This window comes from Maritimibacter harenae (assembly GCF_009882975.1).
GTDB lineage: Bacteria > Pseudomonadota > Alphaproteobacteria > Rhodobacterales > Rhodobacteraceae > Maritimibacter > Maritimibacter harenae.
The window spans coordinates 113,562-131,472 of the sequence record NZ_WTUX01000011.1 but is presented as its reverse complement, the minus strand read 5'-3'; the positions used below and the strand labels follow the sequence as shown (position 1 = coordinate 131,472).

Annotated in this window: 17 protein-coding genes; 6 read left to right on the top strand and 11 right to left on the bottom strand. The window is 67.2% G+C overall.

Annotation, left to right across the window (positions count from 1 at the left end):
- Positions 1 to 4 precede the first annotated feature (4 nt).
- Positions 5 to 994, bottom strand: a complete 990-nt coding sequence (gene rsmH, locus GQE99_RS07320) for a 16S rRNA (cytosine(1402)-N(4))-methyltransferase RsmH (RefSeq protein ID WP_235917174.1) — start codon at positions 992 to 994, stop codon at positions 5 to 7.
- Positions 994 to 1,494 (bottom strand): division/cell wall cluster transcriptional repressor MraZ, encoded by a 501-nt coding sequence (gene mraZ, locus GQE99_RS07315; protein ID WP_161350951.1) that lies wholly within the window; start codon positions 1,492 to 1,494, stop codon positions 994 to 996. The genes rsmH and mraZ overlap by 1 nt, the downstream gene beginning before the upstream one ends.
- Positions 1,495 to 1,802: 308 nt before the next feature.
- On the opposite strand from mraZ, the gene GQE99_RS07310 reads away from it, so the two are divergent.
- A complete protein-coding gene (locus tag GQE99_RS07310) occupies positions 1,803 to 2,045 on the top strand; it encodes a hypothetical protein (RefSeq protein WP_161350950.1) in 243 nt (80 codons plus the stop codon).
- A gap of 173 nt (positions 2,046 to 2,218) precedes the next feature.
- On the opposite strand, the gene GQE99_RS07305 is transcribed toward GQE99_RS07310, so the two are convergent.
- Entirely contained in the window at positions 2,219 to 3,310 is a 1,092-nt protein-coding gene (locus GQE99_RS07305; RefSeq protein ID WP_161350949.1) for an Mrp/NBP35 family ATP-binding protein, read from the bottom strand.
- 271 nt (positions 3,311 to 3,581) lie between these two features.
- Here GQE99_RS07305 and GQE99_RS07300 point away from each other — a divergent pair, with 271 nt between their 5' ends.
- Positions 3,582 to 3,800: a DUF1127 domain-containing protein gene (locus GQE99_RS07300; protein WP_161350948.1), complete on the top strand. Its 219-nt coding sequence runs from the start codon at positions 3,582 to 3,584 to the stop codon at positions 3,798 to 3,800.
- A gap of 398 nt (positions 3,801 to 4,198) precedes the next feature.
- On the opposite strand, the gene GQE99_RS07295 is transcribed toward GQE99_RS07300, so the two are convergent.
- From GQE99_RS07295 to GQE99_RS07285, 3 genes are all read right to left on the bottom strand, one after another.
- The gene (locus GQE99_RS07295; RefSeq protein ID WP_161350947.1) at positions 4,199 to 6,565 is read right to left on the bottom strand and encodes an ATP-dependent helicase; all 2,367 of its coding nucleotides are present in this window, start codon (positions 6,563 to 6,565) and stop codon (positions 4,199 to 4,201) included.
- A gap of 68 nt (positions 6,566 to 6,633) precedes the next feature.
- A complete protein-coding gene (locus GQE99_RS07290; RefSeq protein ID WP_161350946.1) occupies positions 6,634 to 7,680 on the bottom strand; it encodes a phosphatase PAP2 family protein in 1,047 nt (348 codons plus the stop codon).
- A gap of 78 nt (positions 7,681 to 7,758) precedes the next feature.
- Entirely contained in the window at positions 7,759 to 8,142 is a 384-nt protein-coding gene (locus GQE99_RS07285) for an acyl-CoA thioesterase (protein ID WP_161350945.1), read from the bottom strand.
- 125 nt (positions 8,143 to 8,267) lie between these two features.
- Between GQE99_RS07285 and GQE99_RS07280 the strand changes: the two genes are divergently transcribed.
- From GQE99_RS07280 to GQE99_RS07265, 4 genes are all read left to right on the top strand, one after another.
- A complete protein-coding gene (locus tag GQE99_RS07280; RefSeq protein ID WP_161350944.1) occupies positions 8,268 to 9,650 on the top strand; it encodes an aminotransferase family protein in 1,383 nt (460 codons plus the stop codon).
- On the top strand, positions 9,651 to 10,685 hold the full coding sequence (locus tag GQE99_RS07275; RefSeq protein WP_328794069.1) for a pyridoxal-phosphate dependent enzyme: 1,035 nt from the start codon (positions 9,651 to 9,653) through the stop codon (positions 10,683 to 10,685).
- On the top strand, positions 10,682 to 11,842 hold the full coding sequence (locus tag GQE99_RS07270; RefSeq protein ID WP_161350943.1) for a M24 family metallopeptidase: 1,161 nt from the start codon (positions 10,682 to 10,684) through the stop codon (positions 11,840 to 11,842). The genes GQE99_RS07275 and GQE99_RS07270 overlap by 4 nt, the downstream gene beginning before the upstream one ends.
- A gap of 149 nt (positions 11,843 to 11,991) precedes the next feature.
- On the top strand, positions 11,992 to 12,276 hold the full coding sequence (locus GQE99_RS07265; protein ID WP_161350942.1) for a hypothetical protein: 285 nt from the start codon (positions 11,992 to 11,994) through the stop codon (positions 12,274 to 12,276).
- Positions 12,277 to 12,282: 6 nt separating this feature from the next.
- On the opposite strand, the gene GQE99_RS07260 is transcribed toward GQE99_RS07265, so the two are convergent.
- Genes GQE99_RS07260 through GQE99_RS07240 form a run of 5 tightly spaced genes read right to left on the bottom strand, consistent with a single transcriptional unit; the run spans position 12,283 to position 17,904 of the window.
- Positions 12,283 to 13,344 (bottom strand): AbrB family transcriptional regulator, encoded by a 1,062-nt coding sequence (locus GQE99_RS07260; RefSeq protein ID WP_161350941.1) that lies wholly within the window; start codon positions 13,342 to 13,344, stop codon positions 12,283 to 12,285.
- Between the two features lie 58 nt (positions 13,345 to 13,402).
- On the bottom strand, positions 13,403 to 14,149 hold the full coding sequence (locus tag GQE99_RS07255; protein WP_161350940.1) for a FadR/GntR family transcriptional regulator: 747 nt from the start codon (positions 14,147 to 14,149) through the stop codon (positions 13,403 to 13,405).
- Positions 14,139 to 15,098 carry an ABC transporter ATP-binding protein gene (locus GQE99_RS07250; RefSeq protein ID WP_161350939.1) on the bottom strand — a complete coding sequence of 320 codons (960 nt, stop codon included), beginning with the start codon at positions 15,096 to 15,098 and terminating at the stop codon, positions 14,139 to 14,141. The genes GQE99_RS07255 and GQE99_RS07250 overlap by 11 nt, the downstream gene beginning before the upstream one ends.
- Positions 15,095 to 16,960 carry a dipeptide/oligopeptide/nickel ABC transporter permease/ATP-binding protein gene (locus tag GQE99_RS07245; protein WP_161350938.1) on the bottom strand — a complete coding sequence of 622 codons (1,866 nt, stop codon included), beginning with the start codon at positions 16,958 to 16,960 and terminating at the stop codon, positions 15,095 to 15,097. The genes GQE99_RS07250 and GQE99_RS07245 overlap by 4 nt, the downstream gene beginning before the upstream one ends.
- Complete coding sequence (locus GQE99_RS07240; RefSeq protein WP_161350937.1) at positions 16,957 to 17,904, bottom strand: ABC transporter permease; 948 nt, start codon at positions 17,902 to 17,904, stop codon at positions 16,957 to 16,959. The genes GQE99_RS07245 and GQE99_RS07240 overlap by 4 nt, the downstream gene beginning before the upstream one ends.
- Between the last annotated feature and the right edge of the window lie 7 nt (positions 17,905 to 17,911).

The following is a 17,911-nucleotide window of genomic DNA, read 5'->3' as shown; positions in this document are numbered from 1 at the left end:
TCACTCACCCCCTGAATGCCGGGGCCGGAAGGCCCAGTTTGGAACGATCGGTGCGCTCTGCAGGCGCATCGGTGCGGGTCGCGACGCGCAGGCGCGCCGAGCGCGCGCGCGGGTTCTCCTTCAGCTCGTCCTCGTCCGGGCCGATGGCGCGCTTGGGCGTCAGGGTGAAGCGCGGATCGTGCGCCTCGAGCGCGGGCGCATGGCGCGAGCCGCCGCCGCCGGTCGAAGCCGCCAGTTGCAGGAACCGCTTCACCACCCGATCCTCGAGCGAATGGAAGGTCACCACCGCGAGCTTGCCACAGGGCTTCAGCGCGCGCTCGGCGGCCTCCAGCCCCTCGGCCAACTGGGCGAATTCGTCGTTCACGGCGATGCGGATCGCCTGGAAGCTGCGGGTCGCCGGATGGCTTTGCCCCGGCTTCGGGCGCGGCAGGCATTTCTCAATGACTTCAGCAAGTTGCGCGGTTGTCTTGAACGGCTCTGCCGCCCGCGTGCGCACGATCTGGCGCGCGATGCGGCGCGCCGCGCGCTCTTCGCCGTAATGGTAGAGAATGTCGGCCAGCTCTTCCTCGCCGGCCTCGTTCACGAGATCGGCGGCCGACGGCCCCTCCTGGCTCATGCGCATGTCGAGCGGGCCCTCGCGGGTGAAGGAAAACCCGCGTTCGGCCAGGTCGAGCTGCATGGAGGAGACGCCGAGGTCGAGCACCACGCCGTCGACCGGCGCGCCCGCGATCTCGTCCATCTCGGAAAAGGTGCCCAGGCGCAGGTCGATCTTGCCGTCGAAATCGCCGATCCAGCCTGACGCCATTTCGTGTGCGAGCGGGTCGCGGTCGATGCCGATGACCTTGTCCGCCCCCGCCTCGACCAGCCCGCGGGCATAGCCGCCCGCCCCGAAGGTGCCGTCGATCCAGGTGCCCGTGACCGGGGCCACTGCGCTCAGAAGCGGGCGCAGCAGGACCGGGATATGCGGAGCGTTTGCGGCGGCGGCAGCGGCCATCATTCTTCGTCGTCCATATCAAGCAGTTCGGCGATATCCATGTCGGGATCGAGATCCGCGAACATCTCTTCGTGGCTCTTCTCGACTTCGCCGTAGGTGTCGGGGTGCCAGATCTGGAACGTGTCGCCCGCGCCCACGAACTGCGCCTCGCCGTCGAGGCCGATCTTGGCGCGCAGGTCGGCGGGGAGCACGATGCGGCCGGTGTCGTCCACCGACATCGTCTGCGACCCGTCGTAGTAGACCCGCTCCAGCATGCGGCGGCGCGGCGAACCGCGCTTGAGTCTGGAAATCTTCTCGTTCACTTCCGCGATCGCGTCCATCGAGTAGCACTCGAGGAATTCGCGGCGGGGGTCGCCGAAGACGATCACGAAACGGGGGGCTTCACCTGCGGGGCGCTCGGGGTCACGCTGGGCGATCACGGAACGGAAACCGGACGGGATCGAGACCCGCCCTTTCGCGTCAACCTTGTGACGCCCGCCCTTTCTGAACACCTCGGCCACGTCGCGCGGCTCCTATCTGTCCCTTGCCTTCACCGTCATCCCGGCCCCGGAACGAAAACGACGGATCGAGCTGCTGCCACTGCTCAATCCGCCGCCCTCGTCCCATCTCTGGGTTCGTCCGATCACGTGCGCCACCTGGGGGGATGTCTGCTCGCGAACGCGTCGGATCTCTTTATTCCGATGAAGCGGGGTGCCTGTATGAAACCTGACTTGGGAGTTGTTTCTGGGGTTCTTTTCGCCCCGTTTGTTCCCGTCTCATCGTGTGATTAATGATTGCCATGGGAATTCGTGGGAAACAACCCCTTTCTATGGGAATTGCCTACCAGATGTTGTTCCCGACCCCCTTGGAAATCAAGGTTTTGACGGATCAAAACGGGAACGAACCGGCCGATATTGCGCGCCCTATAATTCCCATCACTAGATATAGTGAGATGAATTTTTTCGCGGGTCGGGAAGATTTTTTCCGGGAATATCCGGGAACCGGCGGCCAGATGCCGGAAAATCAGGTGCGATTCAACCGATTTCCAGCGGATTCCCGCGAAAATCGCTGATTTGATTCGTGTGATTTGGCGTGAGTTCCATGAAATCCCATGCGCGAGCCGCGATCAGGCAGCGGTGGGGCGGTTTCCCATGCCGTCCCGGACAAAAGAGAGGCCGGGCGCGGAGTGCACTCCGGCCCGGCCCTGTCCGTATCGTTGTCCCGGGGCAGGCCGCCCTGCCCCGGTCAGCCGATGCCGCGCGCCACCAGGTCGGCCGCAAGTGCACGGTAGCCTTCGCCCACGGCCCCTTCCGTCAGCGCCACGGGGATGCCCTTGTCGCCGGCCATCCGCACATCGAGCGACAGCGGCAGCTGCGCCAGGAGCGGCGCGCCGATCTTCTCGGCCTCGCGGGCCACGCCGCCTTCCCCGAAGAGATGCGCCTCGTGCCCGCAGTTGGGGCAGATGTAGGAGGACATGTTCTCGATCAGGCCCAGCACGGGCACGCTGACCTTGCCGAACATGTCGATCGCCTTGTGCGCGTCGAGCAGCGCCACGTCCTGCGGCGTCGACACCACCAGCGCGCCGGTCATCTCGACCTTCTGGCTGAGCGTCAGCTGCACATCGCCGGTGCCCGGCGGCAGGTCCACGATCAGCACGTCGAGATCACCCCAGTTCACCTGGAACGCAAACTGCTGCACCGTGCCCATGAGCATCGGGCCGCGCCAGACGACCGCCTGGTCCTGGTCGACGATGGCGCCGACCGACATGACCTTGACCCCGTGTGCCTCGAGCGGCTCGAGCGTCTTGCCATCGGCCGAGGCCGGCTTGTCCTTCACGCCCATCATGTGCGCCTGGCTGGGACCCAGGATGTCGGCATCGAGCAGGCCCACCTTGCGCCCCGCGGCGGCCAGCGCCACGGCGAGGTTCGAGGACACGGTGGACTTGCCCACTCCGCCCTTGCCGGAGGCGACCGCGATCACCCGGTCGACGCCCGGGATCGCCTGCGGTCCGGCCTGCGGCTTCGGATGGCCGCCCACGCGAAGGCTGGGGGCCTCCTGCTGTTGCTGCTGCTTGGGCGCGGGCTTGCCGCCGCCGTGGGCGGTGAGGATGGCCGTCACCCGCTCAACCCCGTCCAACGCGCTCACCGCCGCCTCGGCGGCGCGGCGCTGCGGTTCCATCTGCGACGCGATGTCGGGGTCCGGTGCCTCGATCACGAAGCTGACGTGCCCGCCGTCTATGTTGAGCGCGCGCACCACGTCGCGCGAAGCAAGGTCGCCTTTGTCCGGCATGGCCACCTCGGCCAGTACCGACATGATCCGTTCGCGTGTGAGCGCCATCATTCCCTCCTTCACCAGTCGCGCCATAGATGCGCCTTTCCCCCGATTTCTCAAGGGTCTGCGGGCTTTCGGGGCGATATTCCCCAATGTTTACCCTGCGTTAACAAAGTAGGTCAGCCTTACGTATGCATTTTCCGCATAGCGGCATTGACCTTTCTCAGGATTGTGCACCTGCAGCAAATCGACCATTTTCATCTCAACCGGCGGGGCACAGTGCTTCGCACGACAGAGCGCCCACCGACGGGCGACAGAGACGAAAGAGAGAGACGACATGGCATACGCAACCGACATCCGCCACGCCGACCACGGCCTTTTCGACCGCGTGTCCACCCTGCTGAAATCCTTCGGCGAAGCCCGCGCCAAGCGCAAGGTCTACCGCACCACCCGCGACGAGCTGCAATCGCTCGACGCCCGTGACCTGGCCGACCTGGGCATCAGCCGCGCCGAGATCCCGTTCCTCGCCCGCGAGGCGGCCTACGGCAAAAAATAAGAGAGTTTCGGGAACCTCTTCCTCCTCCCTGAGGTTTCTCGATGACCCGGTCAGCGTCTCCCTCCTCCCTGACGCCTACCCGGGTCGACAATACGGGGCCTTCCTCCTCCTCCCTGAAGGTCCCGGTCCTGTCGGCGGCGGCTCACCTCCTCCCGAGCCGCCGCTGACAGCAACAGATCGGAAGCCCCTCTCCTCCTCCCTGGGGTAACCGTAGCCCGAATGCTCCTTCCTCCTCCCTGGAGCGGACGGGCAAACATACCGGGGGCAACCCCGACCGAAGCAATGGCGTCTTCCTCCTCCCTGACGCCGATTGCCGAAAAGAACGGTGGCGCCCACCTCCTCCCGGGCGTCACCGTTTTTTTATGGCCGGAGGCATGCGGATCGCGCCGCAGGCCTGGTCAGAATGGGATATCGTCGCCGGCCCGGTCCGCAGGCACGATGAACTTCGCCACGACCTTCTTGGACCCGGCGTGCTCGAACTCGATATCGAGCTTGTCGCCCTCGATCCCCATTACGTAGCCGTAGCCGAACTTCTGGTGGAACACCCGGTCGCCCTGGGTGAAGGCCGAGACGGCAGTGGAATCGATGGTCAGATTGCGCGACTCGTTGGGGCTGTGCATCGAACGCGCCGTGTTCTGCTGCATCCGGCGCCAGCCCGGCGAGTTGTAGGCATCCGCGCGCGCCGCCTTTTCCTCGAGCGAGGAACCAGAGCCGAAGCTGCCCGCCGCGCCGTAGCCGCCGCCGTAGAGCCCCGGCGGGGTGAGCACGTCGACGTTTTCCTCCGGCAGTTCGTCGATGAAGCGCGAGGGCATCTGGCTCTGCCACTGGCCGTAGACACGCCGGTTGGCGGCGAAGGAGATCGTGCAGAGCTCCTCGGCCCGGGTGATTCCGACATAGGCCAGCCGGCGCTCTTCCTCGAGCCCCTTGAGCCCGCTTTCGTCCATCGAGCGCTGCGACGGGAAAAGCCCGTCCTCCCAGCCCGGCAGGAACACGGCGGGGTATTCGAGCCCCTTGGCGGCGTGAAGCGTCATGATGGTGACCTTCTCTTCCGCCTCGTCGCTTTCATTGTCCATGATCAGCGCGACATGTTCGAGGAAGCCCTGAAGGTTGTCGAATTCCTCGAGCGCCTTGACCAGTTCCTTGAGGTTCTCGAGCCGCCCCGGCGCCTCCGGCGTCTTGTCGTTCTGCCACATCTCCGTGTAGCCGGATTCCTCGAGGATCATCTCGGCAAGCTCGACATGGGTGTCGGCCTCGTCGCGGACCTGGCTATGCCAGCGGAAGATGTTGGTGACGAGCTGGGCCAGGCTCTTGCCGCCCTTGCCCTTGATCTCGGCCTGCTCGACGCATTTGCCGGCGGCGTCCACAAGCGGGATCGCGTGGGCGCGCGCCATGCGCTGGATCGTCTGCACCGCCTTGTCGCCCAGGCCCCGGCGCGGCGTGTTCACGATACGCTCGAAGGCGAGGTCGTCGTCGGGCGACACGGCGAGCCGGAAATAGGCCATCGCGTCGCGGATCTCCATCCGCTCGTAGAAGCGCGGGCCGCCAATCACGCGGTACGGCAGGCCGATGGTCAGGAACCGGTCCTCGAAGGCGCGCATCTGGTGCGAGGCGCGCACGAGAATCGCCATGTCGTCGAGGCTCATGGGGTTCATCCCGCGCGAGCCCGATTGCATCGCCTCGATCTCGTCCCCGATCCAGCGCGCTTCTTCCTCGCCGTCCCAGTGGCCGATGAGGCGGACCCGCTCGCCTTCTTCGGCCTCGGTCCAGAGCTCCTTGCCCAGCCGGTCTTCGTTCCCGCGGATCACCCCGCCGGCCGCGGCGAGGATATGGGGCGTCGAGCGATAGTTCTGCTCAAGCCGCACCACCTTGGCGCCCGGGAAATCCTTCTCGAAGCGCAGGATGTTGCCCACCTCGGCCCCGCGCCAGCCATAGATCGACTGGTCATCGTCGCCCACGCAGCAGATGTTCTTGTGCGCCCCCGCAAGAAGCCGCAGCCACAGGTACTGCGCGACGTTGGTGTCCTGGTACTCGTCCACGAGGATATACCGGAACCATCGCTGGTACTGCGCCAGCACGTCCTCGTGCTCGCGGAAGATCGTGACCATGTGCAAAAGCAGGTCGCCGAAATCCACCGCGTTCAGCGTCTTCAGCCGCTCCTGGTAGGCCGCGTAGAGTTCGGTCCCGCGGTTATTGAATGCCGCCGCCTCAGCCGCCGGCACTTTCTCGGGCGTCCAGGCGCGGTTCTTCCAGCCGTCGATGATCCCGGCAAGCTGGCGCGCGGGCCAGCGCTTCTCGTCGATGTTCTCGGCCACGATGAGCTGCTTCATCAGCCGGATCTGGTCGTCGGTGTCAAGGATGGTGAAATTCGACTTGAGCCCGGCAAGCTCCGCATGGCGGCGCAGGAGCTTGACGCAGATCGCGTGGAAGGTGCCCAGCCACGGCATCCCTTCAGCGGGCTGGCCCAGAAGCTGGCCCACGCGGTTCTTCATCTCCCGCGCGGCCTTGTTGGTGAAGGTGACCGACAGGATCTCGTTCGGGCGCGCCCGGCCGGTGTTCAAGAGGTGGGCGATACGCGCGGTCAGCGCCTTGGTCTTGCCGGTGCCCGCCCCGGCGAGCATCAGGACGGGACCGTCCAGCGCCTCGACCGCCGCGCGCTGCGCGGGGTTCAGATCGTCCAGATACGGCGCGGGCCGGGCCGCCATCGCCATCTGGCTCAGGCTCGGGCGGGTGTCGGCGGACATGGGGGAGTCGTCGAAACTGCTCATGGCGCGAGCCTACACGCCAGCGACTGCGAGGAAAAGGTGTTCGGGTTCTGTTCCGTGCCCGCGCGCGCTCAGAAGCGCATCGAGAACTGCGCGCCGACCCCGCGCGACGACACCACCGGCGTGAAGCTCATGTCGAGCCCCTTGCGCTCGGTGTAGTTGTCCAGGATCGACTGGCCGATCACCGTCCCGATCACCGCGCCCGCCACCATGTCGGAGACCCAGTGGTTGTGGCCGCGGATGTTGGACACGGAGAGGAGCCCGGCCGCGACGTAGGGCAGGATCGCGTTGTCGTACATGCCCGAATAGACCCGCGCGACGGAGAAATAGAGCGTGTAGTGGAAGCTCGGCATCGCGGTGCCGTAGGCGGTCGGGCGCAGGTTGATCCCTGGGAAATTCCCGAATTTGTAAGGGTTCGGCGTGAAACCCTGGGCGTCCACCGTGTCGACCGGCCCGCCGTAGGACGACAGGTCGTTCGCGGGGCGCAGCCGGCCGAACACCGGCTTCAACAGCACGTGCGAGATCACGTAGGAATAGGCCACCGCCTTCGAGGCGAGGATCGCGGTCGCCTGCGCGCGCTCGTCATTCGCCGCGAAGCCGTAGGCATAGGTCAGGCCGATCCCGGCGAGGAGGTATTCGTCCTCGCGGGAGATATAGCGCAGGACCGTGTTTCGCTTCAGGTTCGACGGCACGAAGGACGGCAGCGAAAACCCGTCGAAGGCGCTTTCGATCTTGTCCTGGTAGAACGCCGTGACTTGGTAGTCCGTCGCCACCAGCGCGCCGATCCCGGCCACGGCGACGCCGAAGAGGATCGGCTCGCGCGCCGGGAAGGCCGCGATGTCGAAGAAGTCGTCCGCGATCCCGCGCACGCCGCCGATGGTTTCGCCGAAGACGCGCCCCGCCTTTTCGAACCGGTTCTCTCCGGTGTCGATGAAGGCCGAGGTCGGCACGCCCTTAAGGTAGCTGCCGCCGCTGAAGCTGGGCACGGAATCGCCGAAGCTGAACATCGGCGTGGATTGCGCGCGGACCGGCTGGGCGGCCCAGAGGACCACGACGGCCACGAAAAAAAGCGCCTTCGGCAGGCAGATCCCGGAAAAACGCGCAACGATACCCGACATGTTTGTCCCCGATTGTGTCCGACAACCCCAAACTGTCGAATCCGGGCGGCATTGCAATCAGCGCGATAAATTGCGCGCTCAGGTGTTGTCGATTGGCCGCTTGTTGCCCTCGAAATCGAGCGCCACGAAGGTGAAGACGCCTTCGGTCACCTTCTCGCTTCGCGCTTGCAGGCCCCGCAGCGCCCAGGCATCGAGCCGCACCGCGACCGAGGTCGTGCCGACGCGCTCCACCGTGCCGTAGATGCACAGGATGTCGCCGACCTTCACGGGCCGGATGAATTTCATCGCCTCCACGGCCACCGTGGCGACGCGGCTCTGCGCGCGCTCGGCCGCGACGATGCCGCCGGCGATGTCCATCTGGCTCAGGACCCAGCCGCCGAAGATGTCGCCCGCGCTGTTCACGTCCGCCGGCATCGCGACGGTGCGCAGGACCGCGTGGCCCTCGGGCATGGTTTCGGTCATCGGCGTCTCCTTCCTTGCAGGTCCAGCCTAGCGAGCCCTGCCCGCGCGGCAAGTCGTCCATTTACAACCCCCTGCCCCACCCCTATCGTTTTTTTGATCAAATAGACAAAGTCCAGGAGGTTTGCGTGGACGGCTATACCGACAACGATATCTCGCACGTGGTCGAGGCGGACAAGGCCCATGTCTGGCACCATCTCGTCCAGCACAAACCTTTCGAGACCGGCGAGCCCCGCATCATCGTCGAGGGCAAGGGCATGCGCGTATGGGACCAGAACGGGCGCGAGTTCATCGACGCGGTCTCGGGCGCGGTCTGGACCGTGAACGTGGGCTACGGGCGCGAAAGCATCGCGGACGCGGTGCGTGAGCAGCTCGTGAAGATGAACTACTTCGCCGGTGCAGCGGGCACGATCCCCGGCGCAGTCTTCGCCGAGAAGCTGATCGAGAAGATGCCGGGGATGAGCCGGGTGTACTATTGCAATTCGGGGTCCGAGGCGAACGAGAAGGCCTTCAAGATGGTGCGCCAGATCGCGCACAAGCGCTACGGCGGCAAGAAGACCAAGATCCTCTACCGCGACCGCGACTACCACGGTGGCACCATCGGCACGATGAGCGCGGGCGGGCAGGATGAACGCGTCATGCAGTACGGCCCACTCGCCCCGGATTTCGTGCGCGTGCCCCATTGCATGGAATACCGCGCCCAGTGGGATGCGTCCGGCGCGGAATACGGACGCAAGGCCGCCGACGCGATCGAGGAGGTGATCCTCGCCGAAGGGCCCGAAACGGTGGGCGCGCTCTGCCTCGAACCCATCACCGCCGGCGGCGGCGTCATCACGCCCCCGCCCGGCTACTGGGAGCGTGTGCAGGAGATCTGCCGCAAGTACGACATTCTGCTCCACATCGACGAGGTGGTCTGCGGCATGGGCCGCACCGGCAAGTGGTTCGGCTACCAGCATTACGGGATCGAGCCGGATTTCGTCACGCTCGCCAAGGGCGTGGCCTCGGGTTATGCCGCGATCGCCTGCTGCGTGACGACCGAGAAGGTGTTCGAGCTGTTCAAGTCCGACCCGGGCGATCCGCTCGACCATTTCCGCGACATCTCGACCTTCGGGGGCTGCACAGCCGGCCCCGCCGCCGCGCTCGAGAACATGCGCATCATCGAGGACGAGGGGCTGGTCGAGAACGCCGCGAAGATGGGCGAACGGCTGATGGCCAACCTCGAGGCACTGGAAGAGAAGCACGAGGTGATCGGGGACGTGCGCGGGCTCGGCCTGTTCCAGGGGCTGGAGCTGGTGAAGGACCGCGCCACAAAGGAGCCGGTGGCCGAGAGCGACATCGCCGCGGTCGTCGCGGGCTGCGCCGAGCGCGGCGTCATCATCGGGGCGTCGAACCGCTCCGTGCCGGGGCTCAACAACGTGCTGTGCTTCTCGCCCGCCCTGATCGCGACCGAGGCCGACATCGACGCGATCACCGATGCGGTCGACGGGGCGCTCGGCGCCGTGTTCGGCTAGGTGGAGGCGGCGCGCAATCCGCATCGCGGCCGGGGGCTGGATCACCCGGACCTCGCCGCGATGCCCTACCCCGCGCATGACGCGCAGGCCGCCGTGGCCCGCGTCATCCACTGCCCGCGCCATCATGTGACACCGCTTCTGACGGCCCCCGACCTGGCCGACGCGGCGGGGGTCGGGGGCGTCTTCGTCAAGGACGAGCGGGAACGGATGGGCCTGGGCAGTTTCAAGGCGCTCGGGGCGGCCCATGTCATCGCGGTCGATGCCGCGGAGGGCCGCGCGAAAGGGCGCACCTACGTGGCGGCGAGCGCGGGCAACCACGGGCTTTCCGTCGCCGCGGGCGCGGCCGCCTTCGGCGCCACGGCGCGCATCTACCTTGCCGACACCGTGCCCGAGAGTTTCGCGGAGCGCCTGCAGGCCGAAGGGGCCGACGTGCGGCGCGCCGGCGCGACCTACGAAGAGAGCATGGCCGCCGCCGAGGCGGACGCGGAGGCCGAAGGGCTGACGCTCCTGTCGGATTCCTCCTGGCCCGGCTACGCCACGATCCCGCACGTCCTGATGGAGGGCTACCTCATCCTGATGGAGGAGATCGCCGAACAGATGGAGGCCCCGCCCACCCACATCGTCGTGCAGGCGGGTGTCGGCGGGCTCGCGGGTGCCGTCGCGGCCTACGCGCGCGCCACCTGGGGCGACGACCCCGAGATCATCGTGGTCGAACCGGACGCGGCCCCGGCGCTTGCGGGTTCGATCGCCGCGGGCGCGCCGGCGGAAAGCGCGGGTCCGGTTTCGGCGATGGGGCGGCTCGACTGCAAGATGCCCTCTCTCATCGCGCTCAAGGGCCTTGCGCGCGACGCCGACTGGTTCGTGACGATCACGGAGGACGAGGCGCGCGCCGGCACGGATTTCGCCACCGGCGTCGACCTGGAGACCACGCCCTCGGGCGGGGCCGGCATCGCCGCGCTCCTCGCCGGATTACCGGACGCCATCGGCGCCGGAGCCGATGCCCGCGTGCTTACCTTCCTCACGGAAGCGTCATGAAGCCCGCGCGCGGTTTCCCCGACAGCACCTTCGCCACGCGTGTCGCGCTTGCACAGGAGCGGATGGAGACCGCCGGGATCGAAGCCCTGCTTCTCACGACTCCGGCCGACGTCGCCTATGTCACCGGCTTCCTCACGCGGTTCTGGGAAAGCCCGACGCGGCCCTGGTACGTGGTCGTCCCCGCGACCGGCGCGCCCATCGCCGTCATCCCGGAGATCGGCGTGCCGCTCATGGCCCGCACCTGGATCGAGGATATCCGCAGCTGGCCCTCCCCCGACTACACCGACGACGGGGTCACGCGCCTGGCCGGGACGCTGGCCGAGGTCGTGCGCGCGGGCGGCACGATCGGTGTGCCATCTGGGCACGAGACGCATCTGCGCATGCCGCTGGCCGACTGGCGGATGCTGCGCGACCGGCTCTCGGACCGCGTGTTCTCGGACGACGCGGGCATCCTGCGCGCGCTCCGGATGGTGAAGTCGGACGCCGAGATCGACAAGATCCGCTGGGCCGCAGGCCTGCCCGCCGGGACCTTCGACCGGATGGACGAGATCGCCGCGCCCGGCGTGGCGCTGTCCGAGGTGTTCCGTTCCTTCGAGATCGCCTGCCTGCGCGATGGTGCTGACCGTGTGCCCTACCTCGCGGGCGGCGCGGGGCCGGACGGCTACGAGGACGTGATCTCGCCAGCCACCGACGCGGCTTTGGCGGCGGGCGACGTGCTGATGCTCGACACCGGCGCGGTCTGGGACGGGTATTTCTGCGACTACGACCGCAACTACGTGCTGGGCACGCCGTCACGCCGCGTGGCGGACGCGCACCGGCGCCTGATCGACGCTACCCAGGCCGGGTTCGACGCCGCCCGCCCCGGCGCGACGCCGGCCGAGCTCTTCGCCGCGATGGATTTCGTGCTGACCGGCGGGCACGGCACGGGCGCCGGGCGGCTGGGCCACGGCGTCGGGCTGAGCCTGACCGAGCCGCCCTCGATCCTGCCCGCGGATCACACGCCGCTGGTGCCCGGCATGGTCCTTTCGCTGGAACCCGTGATCGAGACGGTCCCGGGCCGGATCATGGTCCACGAGGAGATGATCGTCATCACCCCGGACGGCGCCGACTGGATCACCGCCCCCATCGGCCACGACCTCCTGCGCCTGGACGGATGAGCGACCGGGGCGCCCCGGATCTGCCGATCTTGTGCCTCTGAAACCCAAAAACACCACATGGTGTGCAACCTCACCGCGTCGTGACGCGTTCCCTCTATGCAGACGCGCAAACATGTTCTATGTTTGTTCCATGCTTGGGAGAACGAACCATGTATGAGACCAATCCCCTACCCCCCACCGACAAGCAGTTGAACTATGCCCGGGTGATCGCGCGCAAGCTGGATACCGCGATCCCGCGCACGAGTTTGGAGAGCCGGCAGGCGCTGTCGAGCTGGATCGACCGGCACAAGCCGCGGCATGCGACGCACGGGGTCGCCACCTCGCGACAGGTCGCCTTCGCCGAGAAGATCGCGCGCATCAAACGCCGGGCGATCCCCGACGAATGTTTCCGGGATGCAGGCCTGATGAGCCGCTGGATCGACGCGAACAAGTGAGCGGGATCAGATCCAGCCCAGGCGGCGAACGATCCCCAGTTCGAACACGGTGGCGAGGATGCGCACCAGGTGATGCAGCGTCACGAATGTGGGGCTGATGGCGAGCGAGAGCGCCACAAGGCTCATCTCGGTCACGCCGCCGGGGGCGAAGCAGATGATGAGCGTCTCGATGTCGAAGCCGGTCAGGCGCGCCACGCCCACCGACAACGCGGCCCCGAGGCCCAGCATCATCGCGCCGGACAGGACGGCGAGCCCCAGGCCCGACATCAGCATGCGCCGGGTGATGCCGGAAAAGCGCAAACCGAGGCTGATGCCCACCACGATCTGCGCCAGGCCAATGAGCCAGGGCGGAATCGCCAGGTCGATCAGGCCGAAGGCGCTGCCCAGCCCCACGACGAAGAGCGGCCCGACGAGCTGCGCCGCGGGCACGCGGGCCAGCGTACCGAGCCGGACGCCGACCACGGAAAAGAGCAGGACGAGCCCCACGTCGAGTATCCCGGCGCTCCCCCCCACGACAGCGAGCCCGGCGGCCGAGCCGACCGGCGTACCTTCGTAGATTGAAATCGCGAAGGGAAGGATCGCCACGACCACGATGATGCGCAGGAACTGCATGATGGTCAGAAGCCGGATGTCGGCTCCCGCCTCTTCCCCGAAGGCGATCGCCTCGAGCAGCCCACCCGGGGAGCCGGCGTAGAACGCCGTGGCCCGGTCGAAGCGGCCGAGGCGGCGAAACAGCAGGAAATTCAGCCCGTGGGCCAGCACGACGAAGAGAAGCACCGCCGGGATGCTGATCCAGAGCGTCGGGATCAGCGACAGAAGCTCCGGCGACACCTGCGCGCCGATCATCACGCCGATCACGCCCACGAAAAGCTGCCGGAACGGGAGCGGATAGGTGTAGCCCGCCGGGAAGTGCCGCGAAAACCCCATCGCCGCGACAGCGGAGACGGCGAGTGCGCCCAGCATGAAGGGCAGCGGCGTGCCGATCCAGCTGAAGAGGAACCCCGCGCCTGCGCCGAGCGCGAGCAGCAAGAGCGTGAACAGGTTGAAGCGGAGCGGTGGGAACTTCATCCCGCCGGTATAGGCCATCGGTCGGCGAGCGCAACGTGGGCCGACCCCGCCCACGCGCTCAGTCCGTGATGAAACGCTTGAGCGAGAACGCCTCCTGGCCCTCCATCATCGGGCCTGCGGTCTGCATGTGCGCGGTCATGATCGCGCGCGCCGCGCCGCTGTCGCCGGCCTCCAGCGCGTCGAGCAGGCGTCGCTGGTAGTCGCGCCCCTTGGCCCAGAGGTCGTGGTTGATGGGTGTGTAGAGCTCCCGGTAGACGGTGATGTCGGTCAGGATCGTCAGCATGAAGCCGATCAGGAAGGACAGGAGCGGGTTGGCGCTCTGGTCGGCGAGCCGCTTGTGGAATCGCAAGGTCGCCACGTGTTGGTCGCGCTCTTCCTCGTCGGTCTGGGCGGGCTCTTCGTAGAGCGCCAGGATCTCGCGCAGCTCGGTCAGCACGCGCGGCGACAGGGAGCCCGCGAGATCGGCCACCAGCTCGGGTTCGAGCACGCGGCGGATCTGGTAGATGTCCGAGATCGTCAGATCCTTGAAGTAGAAGTAGTTGGCCAGCAGCGCCTCGGCACGTTCCTGGCTCACCTCGTGGACGAAGGTGCCCCCGCCCGGCCCCGTGCGCGACTTCACCAGCCCTTGCGCGTCCAGAAGACGAAGCGCCTCGCGGATCGTGCCCTTGGCCATCGCGAAGCGTTCGATCAGCTCGGGTTCGGACGGAAGCCGGTCGCCCGGCTGCAGGCCCTCGCGCACGATGAAATCCTTGATCGCCTCGGCGACCTGCGCGGGACGGCTGAGTTTCGGCGCGTCAGTCTTCAAGCGGGTGGAAACACGCGGCAAACTGATCTCCTCCTACACGTTCGAGCGCCGGGTCGCTCTCGCGGCAGATGTCGGTGGCGCGCGGGCAGCGCGTCGCGAAAGCGCAGCCCGGCGGCGGGTTGAGCGGGTCCGGCAACTCGCTGTCCTTCTGTTCGGGCGCCTTCAGGGGGCGCCCGACAACGGGGGCCGAGTCCGCGAGGAGCTTGGTATACGGGTGTTTCGGGTTCGAGAAAACCTCCTCGGCCTTCCCGATCTCGACCACCGCCCCGAAATAGAGCACCACGATCCGGTCCGACACCGCCTCGACCACCGCCAGGTCGTGGGAAATGAAAAGGTAGGTGAGGTTGAACTCGTCCTTGAGACGCCGGAGCAGGTTCAACACCTGCGCCTGCACCGACACGTCGAGCGCGGAGACGGGTTCGTCGAGGATGATGATGCGCGGCGCGGCGGCCAGTGCGCGGGCCACGCCGATGCGCTGCGCCTGACCGCCGGAGAACTCGTGCGGGTAGCGCTCGAGGAACTCGGAGCGCAGGTTCACGCTGTCGAAGATCTCGGCGATCCGCTTGTCGCGCTCGGCCCGGTTCATGCCGTGGAGGCGCTTGAGCGGCGCTTCCATGATCTGTTTGATCGTCTTGCGCGGGTTGAGCGAGGACACCGGGTCCTGGAACATGTACTGGATCAGCCGGCCGAAGGCCTTGGGGTCGGCGTTGTCGAGCGCCTTGCCCTCGATCTCGATCGTGCCCTCGGTGGGTTCGAGAAGCCCCACCAGCATGCGCGCCAGCGTGGACTTGCCGCAGCCCGACTCCCCGACGATGCCCAGCGTTTCGCCGGTCTCGACCCCGAAGGACATCGGGCGGACCGCGCGTACGCCCGCCTTCTGGCCGCGAAACAGGCCGCCGGAGATGGCGAAGGTCTTGGCGAGGTTTTCGACCTTGAGTGCGACGCTCATGCGACCTCCTCCTCGGGATGAATGCAGCGCACGGCGTGGCGCCCGCCCTCGAGCGCGATCTCGCCTTGCCGGCAGGCTTCGGTGGCCTTGTCGCAGCGTGGCGCGAAGGCGCAGCCGGGCGGCAGGTCGGACACGATGGGCGGCAGGCCGGGGATCGCGGCCAGTTCGCGCTTGCCCGCGCCCAGCTCCGGCACGCAGGCCATGAGCCGCTTGGTGTAGGGATGGGCGGGGTGGTCGAGGATGTCGGTGGTGGTCCCCTCCTCCACGATCTTGCCGCCGTACATCACCGCCACGCGGTCGCACAGCTGCGCCACGACGCCGAAGTCGTGGGTGATGAAGATGATCGCGAGCCCGTGTTCGCGCCGCAGGTCGTCGAGCAGAGACAGGATCTGCGCCTGGACGGTCACGTCGAGCGCCGTGGTGGGTTCGTCCGCGATGATCACGTCGGGGTCGTTGGCCAGCGCCATCGCGATGCCCACGCGCTGACGCATGCCGCCCGACATCTCGTGCGGGTAGTTGCGGATCCGGTCGGCGGCGTTGGGAATGCGCACGGACCTGAGCAGATCGATCGCCCGTTGCTCCAGCTCCTTGTCCGGCACCTTGTGGTGGACGCTGATCGCCTCCTTCAGCTGGTCGCCCACGCGGTAGAGCGGGTGCAGCGTCGAAAGCGGGTCCTGGAAGATGTAGGCCACCTTGTCGCCTCGGCGCTGGCGCAGCTTCTCGAACGGCATGTCGAGCAGGTCGTCGCCCTCGTAGCGCACCGCCCCGCTCGTCACCACGCCCGGCGGAGAAGGCACCAACCCCATGACGGAGAGCGCGGTGACGGATTTGCCCGACCCGGATTCCCCGATCACGCCCAGGCATTCGCCGGGCTTCACGTGGAGCGACACGTCGTTGACCGCCTTGTAGACGCGCCCGCCCACGTGGAACTGCGTCGACAGCGCCTGCAGGTTCAAGAGCCCCTTGCCGTCGTCGGCCGGGACCGGGCCCTCGCGCTCCACCATCGTCTGGGCGCGCGGCCGGGTGAGCGCGCCGGAGCGCAGGCGCGGGTCGAGCGCGTCGCGCACCCCGTCGCCCAGCAGGTTGATCGACATGACGATGAGGAAGATCATGATGCCCGGTATGATCGAGGTGTGCGGATCGGTGATCAGTTGCGCGCGCGCCTCGCCCAGCATGGAGCCGAGGTCGGCCTGCGGCGGCTGGCTGCCGAGGCCGAGGAAGGACAGCCCCGCGGTCTCGAGGATCATCCAGCCCACGGTCGTGGACATGGCGATGACGATGGTCGAGAGCACGTTGGGCAGAAGCTCGGTCAGGATGATCCGGGTATGTCCCATCCCTGACAGGCGTGCGGCGTCGATGAACTCGCGGCCCGCGAGGCTCACGGTCACGCCCCGGATGTTGCGCGCGAAGAACGGGATGTTGACGGCCGCGACCGCGATCAGCGCGTTGAAGAGCCCGGGACCGAGGGCCGCCACGATGGCCAGCGCCAGCAGGATGTAGGGAAAGGCCATCAGCATGTCGACGCCGCGCATGATGACGTTGTCGGTGCGCCCGCCGAAATAGCCCGCCACGATCCCGATCGCGGACCCGATGGTGCCCGCGATCAGCGCGGCGAAGATGCCCACGGCGAGCGACACCCGCGTGCCGTAGAGCAGCCGCGAGAGCAGATCGCGACCCAGGTGATCGGTGCCCAGCAGGTGGCCCTCGGAGAACGGGGTGAGGAAGCGGTTCGACGTGTTCGTCACGTCCGGGTCCTGCAGCGGCAGGAGCGGCGTGATCAGCACGATGAGCAGGATCAGGCCCAGCACCACCGCGCCCAGCGCGGCCAGCCGGTTGCGGAACAGGAGTTTTAGAAACTTCATGTCTTGATCCTCGGGTCGAGGAGCGACTGGGCCACGTCCACGCAGATGTTGAAGAAGACGTAACAGGCCGCGACGAAGACCACGCCGCCCTGCACGAGCAGGATGTCACGGGTCAGAATCGCGTCGACCAGCATCCGGCCCACGCCGGGCCACTGGAACACGATCTCGATGAAGACGGAGCCGGAGAGCACGAAGCCCGCCTGGATGCCGAGCACGGGGATGATCGACACCATCGCGGCGCGCAGCGCGTGACCGTAGAGCACGCGCCGCTCGCCCACCCCCTTGGCGCGGGCGGTGCGGATGTAGTCCTGCCGGAGCACCTCGAGCATCGCCGAACGGCTGAGGCGCGCGACCACGCCGGTGGCCACGACGGCGAGCGCGACGGCGGGCATCGCGAGGTGCCGCAGGAGGTCGGGCAGGTCACCGCCCCCGTAGATCGCGAACATGCCGCTCGCGGGAAGCCAGCGCAGGTTCACCGCGAAGAGCAGGATCATCATCATGCCGAGGAAGAAAGAGGGCACCGAGATGCCGATGAGGACCACGAAGGTGATCGCCTTGTCGGCGAAGCCGTACTGGCGCGAGGCCGAGATGACGCCGGCGAGGATGCCGAAGATCGCGCAGAGCAGCCAGGATGTGCCCGCGAGGATCAGAGTGGCGTTGAAGCGTTCCAGGATCTCGTCGATCACCGGGCGGTTCAACGAGAACGAGCGCCCGAAATCGCCGGTGAGCATGTTGCCGAGCCAGATGAAGTAACGCGTGACCAGCGGCTTATCGAGCCCGAGGTCGCGGTTGAGCTTCTCGACGTTCTCGGGCGTCGCGTAACTGCCCAGGATCGCCGTGGCCGGGTCGCCGGGGATCATCGCCATGATCAGGAACACGATGATCGTGATGCCCAGCAGCACCGGGATCGCCGAGATCAGTCGCTTGAGGATGTAGTTGCCCATTGCGGCC

Excerpts from the sequence above, each read along its gene's own strand:
- rsmH (WP_235917174.1), bottom strand. The coding sequence starts at position 994 with ATGGCCGCTGCCGCCGCCGCAAACGCTCCGCATATCCCGGTCCTGCTG.
- GQE99_RS07310 (WP_161350950.1), top strand. The coding sequence starts at position 1,803 with ATGGGAATTGCCTACCAGATGTTGTTCCCGACCCCCTTGGAAATCAAG.
- GQE99_RS07305 (WP_161350949.1), bottom strand. The coding sequence starts at position 3,310 with ATGGCGCTCACACGCGAACGGATCATGTCGGTACTGGCCGAGGTGGCC.
- GQE99_RS07300 (WP_161350948.1), top strand. The coding sequence starts at position 3,582 with ATGGCATACGCAACCGACATCCGCCACGCCGACCACGGCCTTTTCGAC.
- GQE99_RS07295 (WP_161350947.1), bottom strand. The coding sequence starts at position 6,565 with ATGAGCAGTTTCGACGACTCCCCCATGTCCGCCGACACCCGCCCGAGC.
- GQE99_RS07290 (WP_161350946.1), bottom strand. The coding sequence starts at position 7,680 with ATGTCGGGTATCGTTGCGCGTTTTTCCGGGATCTGCCTGCCGAAGGCG.
- GQE99_RS07285 (WP_161350945.1), bottom strand. The coding sequence starts at position 8,142 with ATGACCGAAACCATGCCCGAGGGCCACGCGGTCCTGCGCACCGTCGCG.
- GQE99_RS07270 (WP_161350943.1), top strand. The coding sequence starts at position 10,682 with ATGAAGCCCGCGCGCGGTTTCCCCGACAGCACCTTCGCCACGCGTGTC.
- GQE99_RS07265 (WP_161350942.1), top strand. The coding sequence starts at position 11,992 with ATGTATGAGACCAATCCCCTACCCCCCACCGACAAGCAGTTGAACTAT.
- GQE99_RS07260 (WP_161350941.1), bottom strand. The coding sequence starts at position 13,344 with ATGAAGTTCCCACCGCTCCGCTTCAACCTGTTCACGCTCTTGCTGCTC.
- GQE99_RS07250 (WP_161350939.1), bottom strand. The coding sequence starts at position 15,098 with ATGAGCGTCGCACTCAAGGTCGAAAACCTCGCCAAGACCTTCGCCATC.
- GQE99_RS07245 (WP_161350938.1), bottom strand. The coding sequence starts at position 16,960 with ATGAAGTTTCTAAAACTCCTGTTCCGCAACCGGCTGGCCGCGCTGGGC.
- GQE99_RS07240 (WP_161350937.1), bottom strand. The coding sequence starts at position 17,904 with ATGGGCAACTACATCCTCAAGCGACTGATCTCGGCGATCCCGGTGCTG.